Annotated in this window: 22 protein-coding genes; 13 read left to right on the top strand and 9 right to left on the bottom strand. The window is 65.9% G+C overall.

Going from position 1 to position 18,231, the window contains the following annotated elements; all coding sequences use genetic code 11:
* Positions 1-18 precede the first annotated feature (18 nt).
* Both G6N55_RS17005 and G6N55_RS17000 read left to right on the top strand, forming a co-directional pair.
* A complete protein-coding gene (locus G6N55_RS17005; protein ID WP_085222204.1) occupies positions 19-342 on the top strand; it encodes a DUF1330 domain-containing protein in 324 nt (107 codons plus the stop codon).
* A gap of 235 nt (positions 343-577) precedes the next feature.
* Positions 578-781: a cold-shock protein gene (locus tag G6N55_RS17000; protein WP_085222205.1), complete on the top strand. Its 204-nt coding sequence runs from the start codon at positions 578-580 to the stop codon at positions 779-781.
* A gap of 412 nt (positions 782-1,193) precedes the next feature.
* Here the strand turns inward: G6N55_RS17000 and G6N55_RS16995 are convergent, their stop codons facing one another.
* Together G6N55_RS16995 and G6N55_RS16990 are read right to left on the bottom strand one after the other, a co-directional pair.
* Positions 1,194-2,021 (bottom strand): mycofactocin-coupled SDR family oxidoreductase, encoded by an 828-nt coding sequence (locus tag G6N55_RS16995; RefSeq protein WP_085222206.1) that lies wholly within the window; start codon positions 2,019-2,021, stop codon positions 1,194-1,196.
* Positions 2,022-2,164: 143 nt separating this feature from the next.
* The gene (locus G6N55_RS16990; protein WP_085222207.1) at positions 2,165-2,767 is read right to left on the bottom strand and encodes a TetR/AcrR family transcriptional regulator; all 603 of its coding nucleotides are present in this window, start codon (positions 2,765-2,767) and stop codon (positions 2,165-2,167) included.
* An 84-nt stretch (positions 2,768-2,851) separates the two neighbouring features.
* On the opposite strand from G6N55_RS16990, the gene G6N55_RS16985 reads away from it, so the two are divergent.
* The 3 genes from G6N55_RS16985 (at position 2,852) to G6N55_RS16980 (ending at position 4,271) form a co-directional block, all read left to right on the top strand.
* Entirely contained in the window at positions 2,852-3,259 is a 408-nt protein-coding gene (locus G6N55_RS16985; RefSeq protein WP_085222208.1) for a DUF6636 domain-containing protein, read from the top strand.
* Positions 3,260-3,332: 73 nt separating this feature from the next.
* Positions 3,333-3,503, top strand: coding sequence for a hypothetical protein (locus tag G6N55_RS29405; RefSeq protein ID WP_169718493.1), 171 nt, complete (start codon positions 3,333-3,335; stop codon positions 3,501-3,503).
* A gap of 180 nt (positions 3,504-3,683) precedes the next feature.
* Entirely contained in the window at positions 3,684-4,271 is a 588-nt protein-coding gene (locus G6N55_RS16980) for a hypothetical protein (protein WP_232078770.1), read from the top strand.
* A 4-nt stretch (positions 4,272-4,275) separates the two neighbouring features.
* Here the strand turns inward: G6N55_RS16980 and G6N55_RS16975 are convergent, their stop codons facing one another.
* Both G6N55_RS16975 and G6N55_RS16970 read right to left on the bottom strand, forming a co-directional pair.
* Positions 4,276-5,586: a cytochrome P450 gene (locus G6N55_RS16975; protein WP_232078769.1), complete on the bottom strand. Its 1,311-nt coding sequence runs from the start codon at positions 5,584-5,586 to the stop codon at positions 4,276-4,278.
* Positions 5,587-5,719: 133 nt separating this feature from the next.
* Positions 5,720-6,292: a TetR/AcrR family transcriptional regulator gene (locus tag G6N55_RS16970; protein ID WP_085222210.1), complete on the bottom strand. Its 573-nt coding sequence runs from the start codon at positions 6,290-6,292 to the stop codon at positions 5,720-5,722.
* Between the two features lie 194 nt (positions 6,293-6,486).
* Between G6N55_RS16970 and G6N55_RS16965 the strand changes: the two genes are divergently transcribed.
* Complete coding sequence (locus G6N55_RS16965; protein ID WP_085222960.1) at positions 6,487-7,530, top strand: ketopantoate reductase family protein; 1,044 nt, start codon at positions 6,487-6,489, stop codon at positions 7,528-7,530.
* Between the two features lie 7 nt (positions 7,531-7,537).
* Here the strand turns inward: G6N55_RS16965 and G6N55_RS16960 are convergent, their stop codons facing one another.
* A complete protein-coding gene (locus tag G6N55_RS16960) occupies positions 7,538-9,013 on the bottom strand; it encodes an FAD-dependent oxidoreductase (protein ID WP_179968077.1) in 1,476 nt (491 codons plus the stop codon).
* The gene (locus G6N55_RS16955; RefSeq protein ID WP_085222211.1) at positions 9,010-9,417 is read right to left on the bottom strand and encodes a hypothetical protein; all 408 of its coding nucleotides are present in this window, start codon (positions 9,415-9,417) and stop codon (positions 9,010-9,012) included. The genes G6N55_RS16960 and G6N55_RS16955 overlap by 4 nt, the downstream gene beginning before the upstream one ends.
* A gap of 86 nt (positions 9,418-9,503) precedes the next feature.
* Here G6N55_RS16955 and G6N55_RS16950 point away from each other — a divergent pair, with 86 nt between their 5' ends.
* Both G6N55_RS16950 and G6N55_RS16945 read left to right on the top strand, forming a co-directional pair.
* The gene (locus tag G6N55_RS16950) at positions 9,504-10,061 is read left to right on the top strand and encodes a TetR/AcrR family transcriptional regulator (protein WP_085222212.1); all 558 of its coding nucleotides are present in this window, start codon (positions 9,504-9,506) and stop codon (positions 10,059-10,061) included.
* Positions 10,062-10,065: 4 nt separating this feature from the next.
* Positions 10,066-10,488, top strand: a complete 423-nt coding sequence (locus tag G6N55_RS16945) for a nuclear transport factor 2 family protein (protein ID WP_085222213.1) — start codon at positions 10,066-10,068, stop codon at positions 10,486-10,488.
* Between the two features lie 8 nt (positions 10,489-10,496).
* Here G6N55_RS16945 and G6N55_RS16940 read toward each other — a convergent pair whose 3' ends face one another.
* Positions 10,497-11,012 (bottom strand): nuclear transport factor 2 family protein, encoded by a 516-nt coding sequence (locus G6N55_RS16940; protein WP_085222214.1) that lies wholly within the window; start codon positions 11,010-11,012, stop codon positions 10,497-10,499.
* 80 nt (positions 11,013-11,092) lie between these two features.
* Between G6N55_RS16940 and G6N55_RS16935 the strand changes: the two genes are divergently transcribed.
* Together G6N55_RS16935 and G6N55_RS16930 are read left to right on the top strand one after the other, a co-directional pair.
* Positions 11,093-11,974, top strand: a complete 882-nt coding sequence (locus G6N55_RS16935) for a TIGR03854 family LLM class F420-dependent oxidoreductase (protein WP_085222215.1) — start codon at positions 11,093-11,095, stop codon at positions 11,972-11,974.
* A gap of 25 nt (positions 11,975-11,999) precedes the next feature.
* The gene (locus G6N55_RS16930) at positions 12,000-12,719 is read left to right on the top strand and encodes an NUDIX hydrolase (protein ID WP_085222216.1); all 720 of its coding nucleotides are present in this window, start codon (positions 12,000-12,002) and stop codon (positions 12,717-12,719) included.
* Here G6N55_RS16930 and G6N55_RS16925 read toward each other — a convergent pair whose 3' ends face one another.
* Positions 12,720-13,790 (bottom strand): LLM class flavin-dependent oxidoreductase, encoded by a 1,071-nt coding sequence (locus tag G6N55_RS16925; RefSeq protein ID WP_085222217.1) that lies wholly within the window; start codon positions 13,788-13,790, stop codon positions 12,720-12,722.
* Positions 13,791-13,965: 175 nt separating this feature from the next.
* Between G6N55_RS16925 and G6N55_RS16920 the strand changes: the two genes are divergently transcribed.
* Positions 13,966-14,907 carry an alpha/beta hydrolase gene (locus G6N55_RS16920; RefSeq protein WP_085222218.1) on the top strand — a complete coding sequence of 314 codons (942 nt, stop codon included), beginning with the start codon at positions 13,966-13,968 and terminating at the stop codon, positions 14,905-14,907.
* Positions 14,908-14,918: 11 nt separating this feature from the next.
* Here G6N55_RS16920 and G6N55_RS16915 read toward each other — a convergent pair whose 3' ends face one another.
* Positions 14,919-16,178 (bottom strand): MFS transporter, encoded by a 1,260-nt coding sequence (locus G6N55_RS16915; protein WP_232078768.1) that lies wholly within the window; start codon positions 16,176-16,178, stop codon positions 14,919-14,921.
* Between the two features lie 288 nt (positions 16,179-16,466).
* Here G6N55_RS16915 and G6N55_RS16910 point away from each other — a divergent pair, with 288 nt between their 5' ends.
* Together G6N55_RS16910 and G6N55_RS16905 are read left to right on the top strand one after the other, a co-directional pair.
* Positions 16,467-17,225: an ABC transporter ATP-binding protein gene (locus G6N55_RS16910; protein WP_085222963.1), complete on the top strand. Its 759-nt coding sequence runs from the start codon at positions 16,467-16,469 to the stop codon at positions 17,223-17,225.
* On the top strand, positions 17,222-18,187 hold the full coding sequence (locus G6N55_RS16905) for an aliphatic sulfonate ABC transporter substrate-binding protein (RefSeq protein ID WP_085222964.1): 966 nt from the start codon (positions 17,222-17,224) through the stop codon (positions 18,185-18,187). Before G6N55_RS16910 ends, G6N55_RS16905 begins: the two co-directional genes overlap by 4 nt.
* The last annotated feature ends 44 nt before the right edge of the window (positions 18,188-18,231 follow it).

The raw sequence follows: 18,231 nt of genomic DNA, 5'->3' as shown, positions 1-18,231 counted from the left end.
GCACGTAACGTCGGCGCCATGAGCGTTTATGCCTTGAATCTCTTCGATATTGCCGATGCCGACGAGTACCGCGCTTACTCACGACGTTCGCCCGCCGAAGTGGCCCGGCACGGCGGCCGCGTCGTCGCGCTCGGCAGTTTCCAGCACGCGATGCTCGGCGACATCGAGCCGCGCCAGGTGCTGATCCTCGTGGAGTGGGAATCGCGGGAGGCCTTTGACAGCTACTGCAACGACCCGGAACTCGCGGACCTACATCCGCACCGCGAGAACGGATCGTCGGGATACGTCTGGCACCTGTTCGACCGCCTCGACGACCTCAGGCCGGTGCTGAGTCAGAGCTGATTAAATCGACTACAGCACAACCATATCCACGGCCAAGCTCCTCGCGGTCTTGGGTCGATACTTTCCAAACTCTCTGCGGTAAACCACTTTTCAGCACTAAGTAGCTCGTCGCACATCCCGCGCCCGTGGATGAAAGGCGTTCTATCACAGTCGAAGACAACTCTTTCGTGCCGCGCATGCTACTGTGACCCGGGATGCCTGTCGGCATCCATTCAGAATGAGAGAAGTTGAAGGTATGACACAGGGAACTGTGAAATGGTTTAACAGCGAAAAAGGCTTCGGTTTTATCGCTCCGGATGGCGGCGCAGCAGATGTGTTTGTCCACTACTCAGAAATCCAGGGAAACGGCTACAAGTCGCTCGAGGAAAACCAGCGAGTTGAGTTCAACATCGAGCAGGGGGCCAAGGGTCCGCAGGCAGTCGGGGTAACCGCCGTCTAAGTGTGAGCTGTTCTTCTTGTGGGCTGGTGGGTGGTCTCCCGCCAGCCCACAGCACGTTGAGGCAAATGTCGGAGCAATCGCCGGGGGCGATGTCTTTCCTGACGCGCTCGCGTGTAGATTGGTGGTAAGTCGTTCGTATTGCCGTTGGCACCGTAGCCGTACTTTGTGTGTAGATGCGCAGCTCACGAATCGATCGACCTTCGCTCGACACACCAACGTTGTGCTGAAGCCGAACCAAACTAAGGACCCCGCTCGATGAATTCATCGGATTTGTTTTCACATCGCACCGAGCCCGAGGTCGTCTCCCACACGGGTGACGATTCGGAACCGGTGCAGATGCCCACTTTCTCCGATCGCCCCCAGAGCGATTCCGCCACCAGCGTTCGCAACCAACGACGCTGACGCCCGGCGCTCAGATCTTGAGATAGCCCTTGTCGGCCGGGATTTGGGCGGCGGTGACCAACGAGGACGCGTCGCTGGCCAGCCACACGACGATGTCGGAGATCAGGTCGGGAGCGGCCAGCGATTCGGTCGGCAGCGCGCCCGGCGAGAAACTGTGGATGTAATTCGGGTGGTCCTGAAAGACCTGGTACATCGACAGGTCGTTACCCATCGGGGTGTCGGTGCCGTAGGGGTGCACCGAGTTGACGCGGATACCGAATTCGCCGAGTTCAACCGCCAACGAGTTGGTGAGGCCGACGACTCCGAATTTGGTTGCGCAGTAATGCCCGCAGCCCGGAACGGCTTTGATTCCCGCCGCCGAGCTGATGTTGATGATCGAGCCGCCATGGCCGGCGTCGATCATCACCGGCACCACCGATTTCATGGTGTTCCACAGCCCGGTGAGGTTGGTATCGAGCGTCTCCTGCCACTGCTGGGGCGAAATCTCCCACACCCGGCCCCAATTCAGCACGCCGGCATTGGCCACGACGATGTCGAGGCGCCCGAACTGTTCGATCGCGTTCGACACCACCCGCTGCTGGCCGGCCAGGTCGCGGACGTCGACCTCATCGGCGACGATCTTGCGGCCCTCGCTCTCGACCAGGCCGACCGTCTCGGCGAGGTCTTCGGGCGTTGCCGGGGGATAGCCGTTGTGTTCGGCAACCGGCGCGCACGCGTCGATCGCGACGATGTCGGCGCCGGCCCGGGCCAGCCGGATGCAGTGTGAGCGGCCCTGTCCGCGGGCGGCTCCCGTCACGTAGGCGACTTTCCCCGCTAACGGGGTGGCGGTGTCGGTCATGCCGATAGCTCCTCTGCTTGCGGCGCCGGCCGCGGCGCGATGTCGGGTTGGGTGTGAAAGTTCATGCGCTGGTGCTTGTACAGCTTGAAGCGGCGGCGATGCCTCCCGGCCCGGCGCCGACGATCGCCACTTCGTAGTCGGGTTCAGCCACGGTCGGCTCCGGTCAGACCGGCGACGATGTGATCGCCGACGTAGCGGCGCACGGCACGGGGATTGTCGAGGTTGACCGCGATCGGGGGCACCAGCTCGAAACTGAACAGCATTCGCACGATCCATTCACTAGCGCGCGCGGCGTCGACCGTCGGGCCGACCTCTCCGTTGCGCTGGGCGGCTTTGACCAAGGGCTTCCACAACTCGATCGCGCGGCGCACCAACTCGTCGCCGCCGTGGTCCAGCAGCAAGACCAGGATGCTGCGATCCAGGCCCCGCGACATCGACTGCGAGCGTTGACGATGCGCACAAATCAACACCGCGACTGCCGCCGCTTGGTCGGCCAGGGTGGCTTCCTTGGCGACCTCGACGGCCATGGTGTCGATGAACCCCGCGGCCAGCTGGTTGAGAGCGGTGGCAATCGCGCTGTCGCGGGTGCCCAACAAATTGTGGACGGTGCCACGCGATACGCCGGCGGCTTCGGCCACCGCCGTCAAGGAGAACCTTCGGGGTCCGAGCTGGCGCAGCGTGTCGGAGGCGGCGGTCAACAACGCGTTCGGCACCGGTCTGGTGTCTCGCGCGGCATCGACGGGCACGTGAACACATTAACGATATGTGTTCAAATAGGTCAATGCGATTTCGCCAGCGGAAGTGCCCGCCCGCGCGGTAACGTCCGCCGCATGAAACGCATAGTCGCCGCGACGGTAGCAGTCGCCGGCCTCGGCCTCGTCGCGCCGCCGGCATCGGCCGACCCGGGCTTTATTGCGGTGCCGGGCGGCAACATCGGCTGCGAGGTCTACGACTTCCAGGCACGCTGCGACATCAAGGAGTACAGCTTCACGCCGCCGCCCAAGCCGGCCGACTGCCCGTTGAATTGGGGCAACGCGCTCGTCGTCAACCAAGACCAGCCGGGGCAGTTTGCCTGCCACATCGACAGCGCGTTCGGCGACGGCCCGATGCTCGCCGTCGGTAGCACCCAGACCGTCGGCCCGATGTCGTGCACCAACACCGCGGCGGGAATGCAATGCCGGAACACCAAGACGCAGCACGGATTCGATTTATCGCGTCACGCATATCGTCTCTATTAGTTGTGAACCAGCAGGTTTGACCTGGGTTCAGCCGGGTATTTTCACGAAACCGCAGTCGTGAACGGAGCCCGCGATGACGACGATAGAGCACGGTCGCGCGCGGTGCCCGCGATGCGCAGCGTTCGCCGAGTATCGGTTCCTGGAAATCGGCGACAACAAGCTCGAGTACGAGGTGCGTTGTGGGACCTGCGGCCACGTGCACTCCGAGGTGACTCCCGTCTCGGCGAACGCGGCGGCCGCCTAGCCGCACCCGGTCGCGCTAACGAATTCCGCGACAACCAATTCCTGCCGGCGCAGGCTTCATAAGCGGCATGTATCGGGCCATAGCAACCCGATGTTGGACAAGTCCTACCACGTCGGGCGACTCTAGAAGCCGATGGGCAAAGTAACCACTGGCCCGCTCAACGGCAGGAGGAGTACGAGCATGACCACCTGGTCGACAACTGGGGCACGGTTCGGACACCACCGGCGGTCGCTCGCGATCGCCGGTGTCGCGGCCTCCGCGATCGTTCTGATCGCCAACATCAACCGACCGCCGCACGCGCTGGCCTCGGCCGACTCGGTCACCATCGCCGGTGGCGTCTCGATTACGCCAGCGCCGGGCTGGACGATGGCCGACCGCGGCCCCAACTGGGTGGCGCTGTCCAACCCAAACTCCAGCGCGCAGTTGCAGGTCGCGGTCAAACCCGCCAGCGGAGCCGATCTCGTCGGCATGCTGCAGGCCGATATCAACCAGTTGACCGGAACTCCGGCGGCGGGCCTGATCAACGTCAAGGACTTGAGCGCGCCCATCACGAGAACGGTGCAGGGAGCCAACTTTCAGCAGGAGACGTTCATGAACTACACCGCGGACGTCTTGGGCCCGCAGGGACCGATCCCCGTCATCGGCACGTTCAACGAGCTGCTGAACACCTCGACTCGGCAGACGGCCTTCGTCAACTTCAGGCAGGACGACAGTGCGACCACTCAGGTCGACAACGACGGCGGAGCGATGATCAATTCAATGCTCTGACAACCTATTTCGTGCGTCTGTGGGCGATGATGCGGGCGCCGTGGGACGGGATGTAGACGACGTGACGGGCGCGGGCTTTCTCGGGCCGGTTGCGCGCGGGCGCGAGGCGGTAGTTGAGCAGGACCTCACGAAGGATCGCGGTGGACTCCATCATCGCGAATCCCCCACCGAGACAACGGCGTACCCCGGCGCCGAAGGGCAGCCAGTTGGTGGCCGTGGCCGAGCCGTCGAGAAAACGTTCGGGTCGAAAGACGGACGGATCGGCGTGCTGCCCGGGATCGGACTGAACGGGGCCGATGCCCGCGAACACGGTGTGGCCGGCCGGGACACGGTAGCCACCCAGCTCGACATCGTGGGTGAGGCGTCGTGCGACGGCGTAGAACACCGGATGTAGCCGCATCGACTCTTTGATGACGGCTTCGAAGTATTTGTCGTCTCCGGTGTCGACGGCGGCAATCGCCTTGTCCTGCAACGCTTGATCGTGCGCCAGGTCGTGCAGCGTCCAGGCGAGTGTGATGGCGGTGGTTTCGTGGCCGGCCAGCAGCAGGGTGACCATTTGGTCGCGCAGCTCGACATCGGAGAGCCGGTCGCCGTCTACTTGCGTGGCGATCAATTGAGATAACACATCGCCGCGGTCGGCGGTATTTCCCGCGCTGCGGCGCTCGCGCACCTCCGCGTAGAGCGCGTCGTCGATGCGCTCGCGCAGCTGACGGAATCGCTTCCAGGGCCCGAACCGCTGCAACGGCGGCACCACTTCGCCGGCGTATACCGCCATGGATGCCGAAACGAGTCGCGAGAATGGGACCCGCAACGCGTCGAGCTGCGGTCCCTCCTGCAGGCCCAAGACGACGCGCAACATCATCTCCAGGGTCACCGCATTCATCCGCGGCTGCCCGGCGAACGGCGTGCCGACCGGCCAGCGGCTCACCTCTTTGGCGGCGAGCTCGTTCATCATGTCCCGGTACCCGCGCAGCGCGGCGCCGTTGAAGGGGGGCACCAGCAATTTGCGAAGCCGTTGGTGCTCAGCCTCGTCGGTGGTGACCACGGATCGCTCACCCATCACGTTGCGTATGCCTTGAATTCTTCCTTCGCCCGCATGGAAGGTCGTCGGCTCGCCGCTCAGCACGGACCGGGTGAGCTCGGGACTGCACACCAGGACCGACGGCCGGCCCAGTACGGAGACCGCGACGACATCGCCGTAGTGCTTACGCAACCACGGAGTGATGCGGTCTCGATGGGAGAACAGCGCGGTCTGCACCACGCCGGGCACTCGGGGGCCGGGCGGTAGCGGCAGCCGCGCGAGACGATCGGTCACGGCTGGCGTCGTCTGGCTCATTTCAACTCGCCCACACGGTGCGGAACATCAGCGCCTCCTCGGGGCTTCGACGCCCACCCAGCCTACCGAGCATCCGTAGGTTCCGAATCTCGAGAAGACGGCGGCCCGGGCCTCAGTGCGGCTCGGCAAGCCTCGCCATCTCGGCGAACATCGATCCGCGCAGCTCCTCTCGGGCCAGATCGAGTCCGGTCGCCGAGCGGATGAACGGTTCGAACAGTTGCCAACCCAACAGCAGGGCGATCGCGTGTGACGCTCCCAGCCTGGCGCTCTCTTCGCTCTCGTGCTCGGGCCGGATCCCGTCGAGCAGCCGGGCGGCGGCGGGGAAGCTGGACTGCAGTTTGCCCGCCGGAAACCCGTCGAGCAGTGCACGCGCGATGACCCGCAAATGGATCGAGGTGGCCCTCTCGACCTCGGCAGGGGATGCCTCGCCGCCGGTCAACGTGGTCAGCTTGGCGGCCAAGTGATCGAGTACGGCCGCGACGAGCTTCTCCTTCGTTCCGAAATGGCGAAACACCAGGCCGTGATTGACGTGGGCCCTGCTCGCGATGTCGCGAATGGACGCCGCCCCCGGCCCGCGTTCGGCGAACATCTCCGCCGCGCTGTCCAGGATCGCGGCGGTCACCTCTTCGCGGCCGGTCGGGGTAGTGGCTTGCGCAGTATCAGGGCTTGCGCTTTGTGTAGTCACATGTCTACACTACACTGTAGTCAAACGACTACAGACCTGGATCGCAAAGAGAGAGCGGGCTTCCTTCAGGGGTTGCTGGTAGCGGGGTACCAGCAACCTCCGGAGGAGGCCCGCTCTCGCGTGCTCACCCGTCTCCCAGCGAGCCGACGTAACCTCGCGCAGGAAAACTCCGGAGCCGACGGAAGGTGGGCCGGTTGTCTGCAGGAATTGACCGCCGATACGTGATCATCGGCGCCGGCGCTATCGGCGGCACCGTGGGCGGGGTGCTCGCCCGCGCCGGTATTCCCTTGGTGCTGGTTGCGCGCGGCCGGCACGCGGAGGTCCTGGCCGCCGAAGGCATCACGCTGAAGACGCCCGACGGAACCTTCACGACCGCGGTCACTACGGCGTCACGACCCGGCGATGTTCGGTTGACCGGTGGCGACGTCCTGGTGGTCGCGACCAAGACCCAGCAACTCGATGCGGCACTGCAGGAATGGGTGGACCAACCCGTCCATGGTCCCGACGGCGTCATGGGAACTGCGGGTGAGTGCCTGCCGGCCATGACCGCACTCAATGGCGTTGCCGCGGAGGAGAAGACGCTGCGTTACTTCCGGCGGGTATTCGGGATCTGCGTGTGGTTGCCGGCCGTGCACCTCCAACCCGGCGAGGTCGTTGTGCGGGCCTGGCCGGTGGTCGGCCAATTCCACATCGCGCGGTGGCCCGCCACACTGCGCACGCAGGAGGACGCCGACCTGCTGGCGGGGCTCGCCGAGACCTGGACCACGGCGGGGGTCCGGGTGCGCATGCCGGACGACGTCGCCCCGTGGAAGTACAACAAGTTGCTGAGCAACCTCGGCAACGCCGTGGGCGCCCTCACACTCGATGCCGCTGACGAGCTGGTGGCCGCGCTGCGGCGCGAAGGCGAAAACGTGTTGCGGCAAGCGGGAATCGAATTCATCTCGTTCGAGGTTTCGACGGCCACCCGGGCGGATGGACCGACGATACGACCGGTGCCGGGATCGAATACCGGACCGAGCAATTCCACCTGGCAATCGCTGAGCCGCCAGACCGGCAACGTGGAGACCGACTTTCTCAACGGGGAGATCGTCCGGATCGCTCATCGACACGGCATCGAGGCACCGCTGAACACCGCATTGGCTCGTGCCGCGCGGGCAGCGGTGCTCAAAGACCAGGGCCCGGGGCGCTATTCGGCCGAGCAGCTGGCGCAACTGATGGGAGTGGACGCGACCGCTTGAGCGCCAATCACCGTGCCAGACAGTCTATTTCGCGTCCGATCCACCACGCAAGACTCTCGGCGCCCGCGGCCGGGTCGGCCGAGGCGCCTGCCCAGGCGATGTAACCGTCGGGACGCACCAACACGGCCGGTCCGTCATCGACCCGCTCCACCTGCGGAAGTCCGGCCGCGTCGATCGGGGCCGCACCCCGCTCGCGAATGAAAACAAAGCCGGGCAGGCGTTGCAGCTCGGTGAGTCGCCCATGCCGCAACGGAATCTGCGTGGCCCGGGTGCCGACCAGCGAGCTCTCTCCCTTGCGGTGGGGATAGCGCAACGTTGTTCCGGCGAAGCTCCCGGCGATCGCATCCCGAACACGGGGTATACGAAGCAGCTTGGGCGCCAGTAGGTTGCGCATTGCACGTGCGACCGGCTGGCGAAGTCTGAGACCGCGCGCCATCAAGCCCGACTGCAGCAGGACCCGCTTGCCGATCAGGTGGCGTTCGTCGTGATAGGTGTCGAGCACCGCGTCGTCGGCACCGGCGAGCACCGCGTCGATCTTCCACGCGAGGTTCGCCGCATCCTGGATGCCGGTGTTCATGCCCTGACCGCCCATGGGGGAGTGGACGTGCGCGGCATCGCCGGCCAGAAACACCCGCCCATGCCGGTACTGCGTGACTTGGCGCTCGTCGCAATGGAATCGGGACTTCCAGCCCACCTCGAGCAATCCGGGGTCGGGGTCCATCGCCCGCGCCAGGATGCCGCCGATCTCGTCCGGTTCGACGGGCACGTTGTCGGGTTGCTGATTCTTGCGGTCCCAGACCATCGCGCGATACCACGAACCGCTGGCGTCCCGGTCGTCGTAGGGGGCCAGGAACGCGAATTCGTTGCGCGTACTGCCCAGCGTCAGGCCGCGTCCGGTCGGTCCGTGCGCGACCTTCACGTCAGCGAGGATGATCGACGACAGGAGGGTGCGCCCGGGGAAGTCCGCACCCACGAATTCGCGAACCGTGCTGTGTGCTCCGTCGGCGCCGATCAAATACTTTGCCCGCCAACGGGTATGCATGCCCGCGTCGCCCCCGTGTCGCCGCACGTTGACGGTCACGCCGTCGGCGTCCTGGTTGAGGCCGATGACTTCGACGCCGCGCTGGATGTCGGCGCCTTGCGCGACGGCGTAGTCGGCCAACGCCCGATCGACATTGGTCTGCGGGGTGATCATCGCGAATTGATAAGGCGAGTCGAGGTGGGTGAGGTCGATGCGGGCACCGCCGAAAATGGTGACTGCGGGTGCCTGGTGCGCGCGCGCCAAGAGGTCCTCGGCGACCCCCCGGGCGTCGAGGACCTCTAGCGTGCGGGCCTGGGTGGCGAAGGCCCGGCTGGACGGGTTGATCGTGGGCCAGCGCTCCAGCACGGTCACCGAGCGGTTCGCGCGCGCCAGGTCGCCGGCGGCGGTCAGGCCTGTCGGCCCGGCGCCGACGACGAGGACATCGACCTGGTGGGTGATCATCGCGCCACCGCCTCCGGATGCGGGTACCAGCGACGAATGTCGTCGGGCGTGGCGACGGCGGCGCGATTGAAGACGAAGCGGCAGCCGGGCTGTGTGGTGTGTGCGGCGTTGACGATCGACTCGAACAGCAGCGTGTTGTTGGCGATCAGCCGCACGCCGGCGCCGATGAGCACCGCGTCGTATCGCTTTGCCTCCAGCCACTGGCGGGCCTTGTCGGCCCCCGCGTCACCGAAGTCGATCAGGCAATTGTCGACGGCGTAGCCCGCGTCGCGCAACGCGGCGACGTTGTCGTTGTTGGCGGCGCGCAGCTTCTCCTTCGAGATGCCGGGAAACTGCGCGAAGTCCGGTGAGGAGTAGTCGATCACATCGGGATCGAGCCCGATCTGGATTGCCGTGACTGCCATGGTCGTGCCCCGTTCAACAGTTGTTGAAATCAAACGGTAGGCCGCGGTGCGTGCTATGTCAACAGTTGTTGAATACACTGTCGGTCATGGCGACCAGAGCCCGCGACGCGGAGGCCACCAGGGCGACGATCCTGACGACGGCGCGGTCGCAGTTCGGAAGCCACGGCTTCGAACGCACCACCATCCGTTCGGTCGCGTCGGAGGCCGGCGTCGATCCGGCTCTGGTGATGCACTACTTCGGGAGCAAGGCAGAGCTTTTCGCCGCGGCTTCGCGGTTCGACGTGAAGTTCCCCGACCTGTCCGGCATTGCCCCCGACCGCGTGGCGGATCTACTGCTGCCGCTGTTCATCGGGGTGTGGGGACCGGAGGGGCCGCTGTTGCCACTGCTGCGCGCGGCCGCGACCAACCGCACGGCCGCCGACGCACTGCTCGCGATGTTCGTCGACCAGGTGGCCCCGGCGCTGGCCGCGGTGGTTCCCGATCGCGCTCCCGAGCGGGCCGCGCTGGTCGGATCGCAGCTTCTCGGCCTCGCGACCGCCCGCTACATCCTGTGCATCCCGCCGCTGGCCCGCATGGACGACGCGACGCTCATCGACTGGCTGCGACCCGTGCTCGTGCACTACCTCGCGGATCCGGCACCATAACCTGATGCATCCATTCCGGAAGGCGGTCGAGGACCGCGACGAGGCAGCAATCCAGGCGTTGCTGGCCGACACCGTGGTGTTCACCAGCCCGGTGGCGTTCAAGCCGTATGTGGGCAAGCCGATCACCGCGGCGATCCTGCGCGGTGTGCTGCGGATCTTCGAGGATTTCCGCTACGTCCGTGAGATCGCGGGCGCCGACGGTCGCGACCATGCACTCATCTTCGAGACCGGTATTGCCGGCGTGCCGGGCGTAAAGATCACCGGCTGCGACTTCCTGCATTTCGACGAGGACGGCCTGATCGACGAGTTCATGGTGATGGTGCGCCCGCTGTCGGGCGCGACGGCGCTATCCGAAGCGATGGGTGCCCAGTTCGGTCGGATCCAGCAGGAGGCTGTCGAACTCGCCGAGAAGTTCGCCAACGCCTGAGAGTCGCGTTATTTCAGTGCCGCACCGAGGATTCCGACGCGTCCGGCATCGGCTTCGCGGCGCAACACGGTAGTCGCCAGGTCGAACCTCACGCAGGCAATCGTCTCGTTGACGGACGGGTTTCCGGTCCACCAGGTGATGCGGCATACCCGGTGAGTGATCCGCCAGCCGCCGGGAGTGCGCGCCAGTGCATCGTCGTACCAGCCGCTGCCGTCCCAGAGCGGATTGCCGTCGACGGCATTGCGCACCAGGCGCCAGCCGCCGTTGCAGAAGCTGCGCGCGTGGTCGCCGTCGACGTGCACGACATGGGTGGACATCGTGTGCTGGGTGGAATCGAAGGGATCGTGGAACGCGGCGAACTCAGACTTGAATCGCTCACGATCCGTCCAGCGCGACGTCGGACCGTAGTCGGCATCCACGTCCGCGACAAAGATCCGGTCGAACAATTCCCAGCGCTGGGAGTCGACGGCCAGTCCGTACAGGTTCACCAATTGGGTGATCGCCACGACGTCGCTGTCGGTCATGGTTCTGGATAGTAAGGGCACAAACGGCGGCGCCGGGGCGTTGCGATACGCATGTGTGCGACGCACGAAGGGAGACGCGGGTGAAGATTCGCTTCGGGGTTGGACTGGGTGCGGACAGCACACCCGATCAGCTCGCCGGCATTGTCGATCATCTGGAGGACAGCGGTGTCGACTCGCTGTGGTTCTCCGAGCTGGTTTACGCCCCGACGGTGGAACCCGTTGTCGGCATGGCCTACGCGCTCGCCCGGACGACCCGGTTGAAGGTCGGCACATCGGTGGCGGTGCTCCCGGGGCGCCATCCGGTGCTGGTGGCCAAACAACTGGCGTCGTTGGCCGCCATCGCACCCAAGCGGGTACTTCCGGTCTTCGGATTACGGTCGGCGATTCCGGCCGAGCGCGAGCTGTTCGCGGTCCCGGATGGCGAGCGTGCGGCGGTGTTCGACGAGTCGCTGCGAGTGCTGCGCTGCGCGCTGACCGACGACTCAGCCAGCTATCGCGGCCGCTACTTCACCGTCAACGAAGCTATGGTCACGCCGAAACCCGCTCCACCACTGGATATTTGGCTGGGCGGCTCGGCGCCGGCAGCGTTTCGCCGCATCGGTACCTTGGCGGATGGCTGGTTGGGCAGCTTCCTTACCCCGGATGAGGCGCGGGCCGGGCGCGAGGCGATCGAGCGGGCCGCGGAGCAGGCCGGCCGGCAGATCGAGCCCGACCACTTCGGTATTTCGCTAGGCGTAGCCGATGGCGAGTTGTCGCCGGAGTTGATCGCAGCGGCTCGCCGGCGTCGTCCGGACGTCGATCCCGGTGATCTGATCGCCTCGGACTGGGATCGGCTGCACCGGCAACTCGACGCCTACCTGGAGGCGGGATTGACGAAATTCGTCATCCGGCCCGCCGGCCGGGGGACAGTGGACGGCTTCGTCGATCGATTCGTCACCGAGCTGGCCGGTCGGCAGAACTGAGCCACCGGCCACCTAGGCTGCAGACGTGACCATCCCTTACGACGAGGCGCTGCGCGAGCGGATTCGCGAGCATCTCGCGAATCATGACCGTCGCGCGGTGACCGATCCGACCAAGCGGCACGCCGCGGTGGCGGTGGTGCTGGTCGATTCAAAGGTCGGAGAGGACCGCGTCGATCCGGTGCCGGTCCAGGACTGGAATGCCGGTCGCCCGATGCCGGCCGAGAATCTGGACGGACGCATGGTCGACGTGTCCGGCGGCGCGGCATTTCTACTGTGCCGCAGGGCTTCTCGGCTCAGCTCGCACGCCGCGCAGTGGGCACTTCCGGGCGGCCGCCTCGATGCGGGCGAGACGGCGGTGGACGCGGCGTTACGGGAACTGCGCGAAGAAGTGCGGATCGCACTGCCCGGCTCGACGGTGCTGGGCCTGCTCGACGACTACCCGACCCGATCGGGATACGTCATCACGCCGGTGGTGATCTGGGGAGGCGGACGGCTCGATCCCGATCCCGCCCCCGACGAGGTCGTCGCCGTATACCGAGTGGGGCTACACCAACTGCAGCGCGATGACTCGCCGCGGTTCATCACCATCAAGGAGAGCCCGCGGCCGGTCGTGCAGATCCCGCTGGGCAATGACCTCATCCACGCACCGACCGGCGCGGTGTTGTTGCAGCTGCGCTGGCTGTGCCTGGAAGGCCGACACGACGCGGTCGATCAGCTCGAGCAACCGGTATTCGCGTGGAAGTAGTCATCCGACAACATCTTTGAGATTCCATTGAGCCATCAGCGGGCGACTCGGAATACGCGCGCGCAGAACGGGGGCCACCTCGGACTGAAACAGTTCGAGGCTACGACGCTGCTGGGCGGGCGTCACACCGTCGGCATCGGCGGACAGGTGCATCACCTCGTGGCCTAACCGCTCGTGATAGCGACCCACCTTGTCGATCACCTGCTCAGGACTGCCCACCAACGCCGAGCTTCGCTCGACGAAATCTTCTATCGACTCGAACACCACCGGCATCCCGGCACGGCGTGCGAACGCCAGGCGTGCTTCGAACATCGGCCGGTAGGCGGCCACGGCTTCCTGTGACGTCGGGGTGATGTAGAACCCGGCGGTCCCGGCACCGACCAGGGCGTCCTCGGGGCGGTGGCCGCAAAACTCCCACCGCTGCCGGTAGTGGCTCACCAGCTCGGCGTACGGCTCAATCGGGTTGATGACATTGGCGGAAAAGAGCGGATCGCCGTGCCGTGCCGCGAGGTCGACGGAGGCTGTACTCGTCGCGCTGCCGTGCCAGATCCGGATCCGGTTCTGCAGCGGCCGGGGAAGCGCCTTGGCGTTGACCAGCGGCGGGCGAAAGCGGCCCGACCATGTCACGGTCTCGCTGTCCCACAGCAACCGGAACAGCTCGTAACCTTCGCGGTTGCGCTCCCATTGATCCTCGGCCGTCACGTGGAACAACTCGGCCTGCGCCGCACCGTTGCCCTTGCCGATGATCAGTTCGAGGCGCCCGCCCGAGAGGTTGTCCAGCGTCGAATAGTCTTCGAACGCGCGCACCGGATCGAGCAAGCTCAGCGTCGTAACCCCGGTAAAGAGAGCGATTTTCGAGGTGCGCGCCGCGATGTTGCTCAACACCACCGGTGGCGAGGACGAGATGAACGGATCCTCGTGCCGCTCGCCCACCGCAAAGCCGTCGAAGCCCAGTTCCTCGGCCAGGACCGCCTTGTCGAGGACTTCGCGCAGCCGGTCTGCCGGGCTCTTTTTCTCGCCCGAAGCCGGATCCGCAACATGCGTGATCAGAGTTATCAGCAGGAACTTCATTTGGTTTAGACGAACCGATTAGTTCTCGACTTCATTCCCGTACCAAGCCGCGACTTGACCGCCGGCGCGCCAATATGTACAGCTTGCGCACAACCTCGAAATCGATCTAGCCAGATGCCGAGGCCGCAGGCAGTATTACGAGCGACGTTGGCGTTGATCGATTCAGGAGTACCAGATGACAACCTATGCATTCGACCCGGAAATCGCTGCGGTGCTTCCACATCTGCCCGACCTCCCGGGCACTGACCCGCTGGCCATCCGGGCGGCGATGTCGGAGATGATCGCCGCGTTGCCGGTGCCGGATGCCACCGGACTGCAGATTGAGAACCGTGAAATCCCCGGCCGCGATGGCGATCCCGCGGTGCCGATCCGCATCTACCGGCCCAATCAGCCCAGCGCTCCGGCCGCGGTGTACAGCGTGCACGGGGGCGGCTTCATCGCCGGCGACCTCGAAACCGAGCACGGCTCGAGCGTCGTACTTGCCCGTGAACTGGGCGTCGTCGTGGTGTCCGTCGACTACCGGCTAGCACCCGAAACACCATTCCCCGGCGGGCTGGAGGACGTATACGCCGGGCTGGTCTGGATGGCGGCTCATGCCGACGAATTGGGTATCGATCCGCAACGCATCGCCATCCACGGCATGAGCGCCGGTGGCGGACTGTGTGCGGCGCTGGCGCTGCTGGCACGCGACCGCGGCGGACCGCACATCGCGTTCCAGTTTCTATCGGTGCCCGAACTCGACGACCGGCTCATCACGGCGAGCATGACCGACTTCACCGATACCCCACTGTGGAGCAGGCCCCGAGCGATCCTCAGCTGGGACTGCTACCTGGGCGCCGGTCGTGCCGGCACTGACGACGTACCGGTCTACGCCGCGCCGGCGCGTGCCACCGATTTGGCGGGTCTGCCGCCCGCCTACGTTTCGGTCATGCATTTCGACCCACTGCGCGACGAAGGCGTCGCCTACGCGTTGGCCATGCTTGCCGCGGGCGTGAGCGTCGAATTGCATTTGTTCCCTGGCACATTCCACGGCTCGATGTTGATCCAGGACGCGGCGATCTCCAAGCGTGAAGAGGCAGAGAAGATCACTGTGCTGCGCCGAGCGCTGGCACTGTAGCGGCGAGGCGATCACGCAGGGCGGAACTCGTTTCGCCGGTGACTATTTCGCCGCAGCCGCACCGCCCGTGCTGCGCCGGTGGTCAGCGCCAGCACCGCCATCACCGCGAGGATCGTCGAACCGGCCTGGGCGGACCCGATCGTGCTCAACAGCATCGGCAGGCCGAAGCCGACGTAGCTCACCGTGTAGAACGTTCCCGCGAGGGCGCCGCGCAAGTGTTGCGGCGCAGCGGCTTCCACGTCGATCAAGCCCTCGCGGAGCAGCAGGCCGGACGCGCAGCCGAGAACCACCAGTAGCGGCATACCCACGCCCAGCGGAATGGTCGACGGCGCCGCGGCGGTCACCGCGTAGCCCAGCGCGGCCAGCACGGCGCCAACGGTGCCGGTCTGCGGACCCCATTGGCGCGCACGGGCGACCAATTGAGTAATGCCGCTGACGCCGTTGGCGATCAGCGCTGCGGTCCCCGCGGCCATCGTGGCCCCGAGCCCGGTCTGCACATGGCTCGGGATCGTGACGAATGCAAGAGTCGCCGACGAGTACACCCACGGGGATAGTGGCAGCGCCCAACTCAACGCCCGCGCGATGGCGGGGCGTGCCGACGCCGTCCGCTCGCGGCTGGGCCTGGGCAATGGGGCGGGCACGTTCGCGCGCTGAGCCGCCACCACCGCGACGGCGGTCGCCAACACGACGAGTACGGCGGCGATTCCGAACGACTCCCAAAGCCCGGATTGCCCGGCCGAGGCGATCACGCCGGATGCAAACGGGCCGACCGCGAAACCGGCCGTCAGGACGGCCCCGGCGACGGCGGCGCCGGCCGGCCCCTTCATGTCCGACGCCCAGGCGGTGCACGAGCTGACCACCAGCCCGACACCGGCCCCGACCACCAACCGGCCCCCGAGCAACACCGCGGAATGCTGTGACAGCGACATCGCGACCGTGCCGGCCAGCGCGGTGATCGATCCCGCCCAGGCCACTGACTGGCGCCCGAGCACATCCGACAGTCGGCCGCCGATGAGCAGGCCGGGCAGCAGTCCCACCGCGTAGATCCCGAAGATGGCGTCGAGCGTGGCCCTGTTGAGATGCCGGTGGACGCTGAGCGCGGGGATCAATCCGGCGAAGTGGTTGGCCGCCCAGCCAGTCGCCAGCAGGACGGCCAGCACCGCGGCGAATAACAGTGCAGATCCCCCGGATTCACCGCGTTCGTCACGTCCATGCGGTTCCACCGGCGCCGGAAGTTCCTGGCCGGTCACTTCCACATCCGACCTGCACACCGATTTCCTCCCCAGTCTCTGCACGCGGTTGATCGACAAACTGTGTGTCGCAGTGATGTCGGCCACAGCTGTGTGCCTCGAAGCACGCCGCGGAAAATTAGCGCCGCACCCCGTCCAAATACAGTGCCGCTCAAACGGATATTCCGGACCCGCGATACAACAGCGGTTGTCACTCCGAAGTCTGCCCCCCCGGGCCGGGTTTGAATCACGACCGAAGCAAACCTGGTGGCCTGCCAGCGCAATTCCTAGGCTGCGCAGGTGATGTCGACCAATCCGGCGCCGGCCCGGGTGTCCCTTCGTGGCGTCGACCGCACGTTCGGAACACACACCGTCCTCCACGAAGTCGACATCGAAATCGAGCCGGGTGAGGTCGTCGCGCTGCTCGGGTCGTCGGGCAGCGGCAAGTCGACGCTGTTGCGCCTCATCGCCGGCCTCGACAGTCCGACCGGGGGACGGATCGAGATCGACGGCGAAGCCGTCCGCGGAATCGACCCGCGCTGCGCGGTGGTGTTCCAGGAGCCTCGTCTGCTGCCCTGGCGGTCGCTGGCCGCAAACGTGGAATATGGCTTGGCGCCCGGCGCGCCGCGCGCCAAAGGCTCTGGCACCGTGCAGCGTTGGCTCGACGTCGTCGGGTTGCGCGAATTCGGTAACCACCGTCCGCGGCAAGTGTCCGGTGGCATGGCACAGCGAGCCGGGTTCGCGCGCGCCCTGGCGCGGCGCCCGCGGGTCCTGTTGCTGGACGAGCCACTGGCCGCCCTCGATGCGCTCACCCGACTGCGGATGCAGGACCTGCTCGATGCCGTGCAGCAAGAGGCCGGCACCACAACGGTATTGGTGACGCACGACGTGGACGAGGCCGCGATCCTCGCCGATCGGGTGCTGATTCTGCGCGCCGACGCAACCGGCGGCGCCCGTATTGCCGCGACTCACGAGGTCGCAATCCCCAAGCCACGCGACCGCGGGGATCCGCGTATCGCCGCGTTGCGCGAGCAGTTGTTGGACGAACTTGGTGTACCCCGACGTAGCAGTGAGGCAAAAGCATGGTGAAAGTTCGTTATTTGACCGCAATTTCGGTGATCGCGAGCGTTGTCGCGGTCTCCGGCTGCGGTTCGAACTCCAGCACTACGGCGTCGAAGGACATCCATCTGGATTACGCCTACTACAACCCGCTGAGCCTGGTGGTGCGTGACCAGCACCTGCTGGAAAACCGCGGCTACAACGTCACCTGGGTGCTTTCGGCGGGTAGTAACAAGGCCAACGAAGGGCTGCGGTCCAAGGCACTGGACATCGGATCCACCGCCGGTTCGGCCGCATTGGTCGCGCGGGCCAACGGGTCGCCGATCAAGGTCGTCGACCTCTATGCCGGGGGCGAATGGACGGGCCTGGTCGTCACCAAGGATTCGCCGATCAATTCGGTGGCCGATCTGAAGGGTAAAAAGGTCGCCGTGACCAAGGGCACCGACCCGTACTTCTTCTTGTTGCAATCGCTTGCCACCGTGGGACTTTCACCCAGCGATGTCGAAATCGTCAACTTGCAGCATGCCGACGGCAAGACTGCCCTGGAACGCGGCAATGTCGACGCGTGGTCCGGGTTGGACCCGTTCATCGCGCAAACCATCCAGCAGCAGGGTTCGCGCTTCATCTACCGCAACCCGAGTTTCAACACCTTCGGCGTACTGGACGCCCGTGAGGATTTCATCGCCAACCGCCCCGAGGCTCTGCAGGCCGTGGTCAACAGTTATGAGGAGGCCCGGAAGTGGGCGAAGGCGCATCCCGATCAACTGGCGGCATTGCTGGCCTCGCAGGCGAACATAGCGCTGAGCGTGGCGCAGGAGGAGCTGACCAGGACGCTGGTGGACATCAACTCGGTGCCGGGGGATCCGGTGCGCACGGTGCTGACTCGGGTGGAGCCGCTCGCGGTGGCCGACTCCGACATCAAGTCCGACGACGCGGGCCGCAACGCGCTGAGCACGCTGATCGAGCCGAAATACGCGCAGCAAGCGCACTGACGTCACGGTCCGGCCGGCTGGCGAAGTTGCCGCTGGCGCTGGTG

Source organism: Mycobacterium florentinum (assembly GCF_010730355.1).
Classification (GTDB): Bacteria; Actinomycetota; Actinomycetes; order Mycobacteriales; family Mycobacteriaceae; genus Mycobacterium; species Mycobacterium florentinum.
The sequence above is the reverse complement of the archived record's forward strand: the minus strand, read 5'-3'. Positions and strand labels throughout refer to the sequence as shown.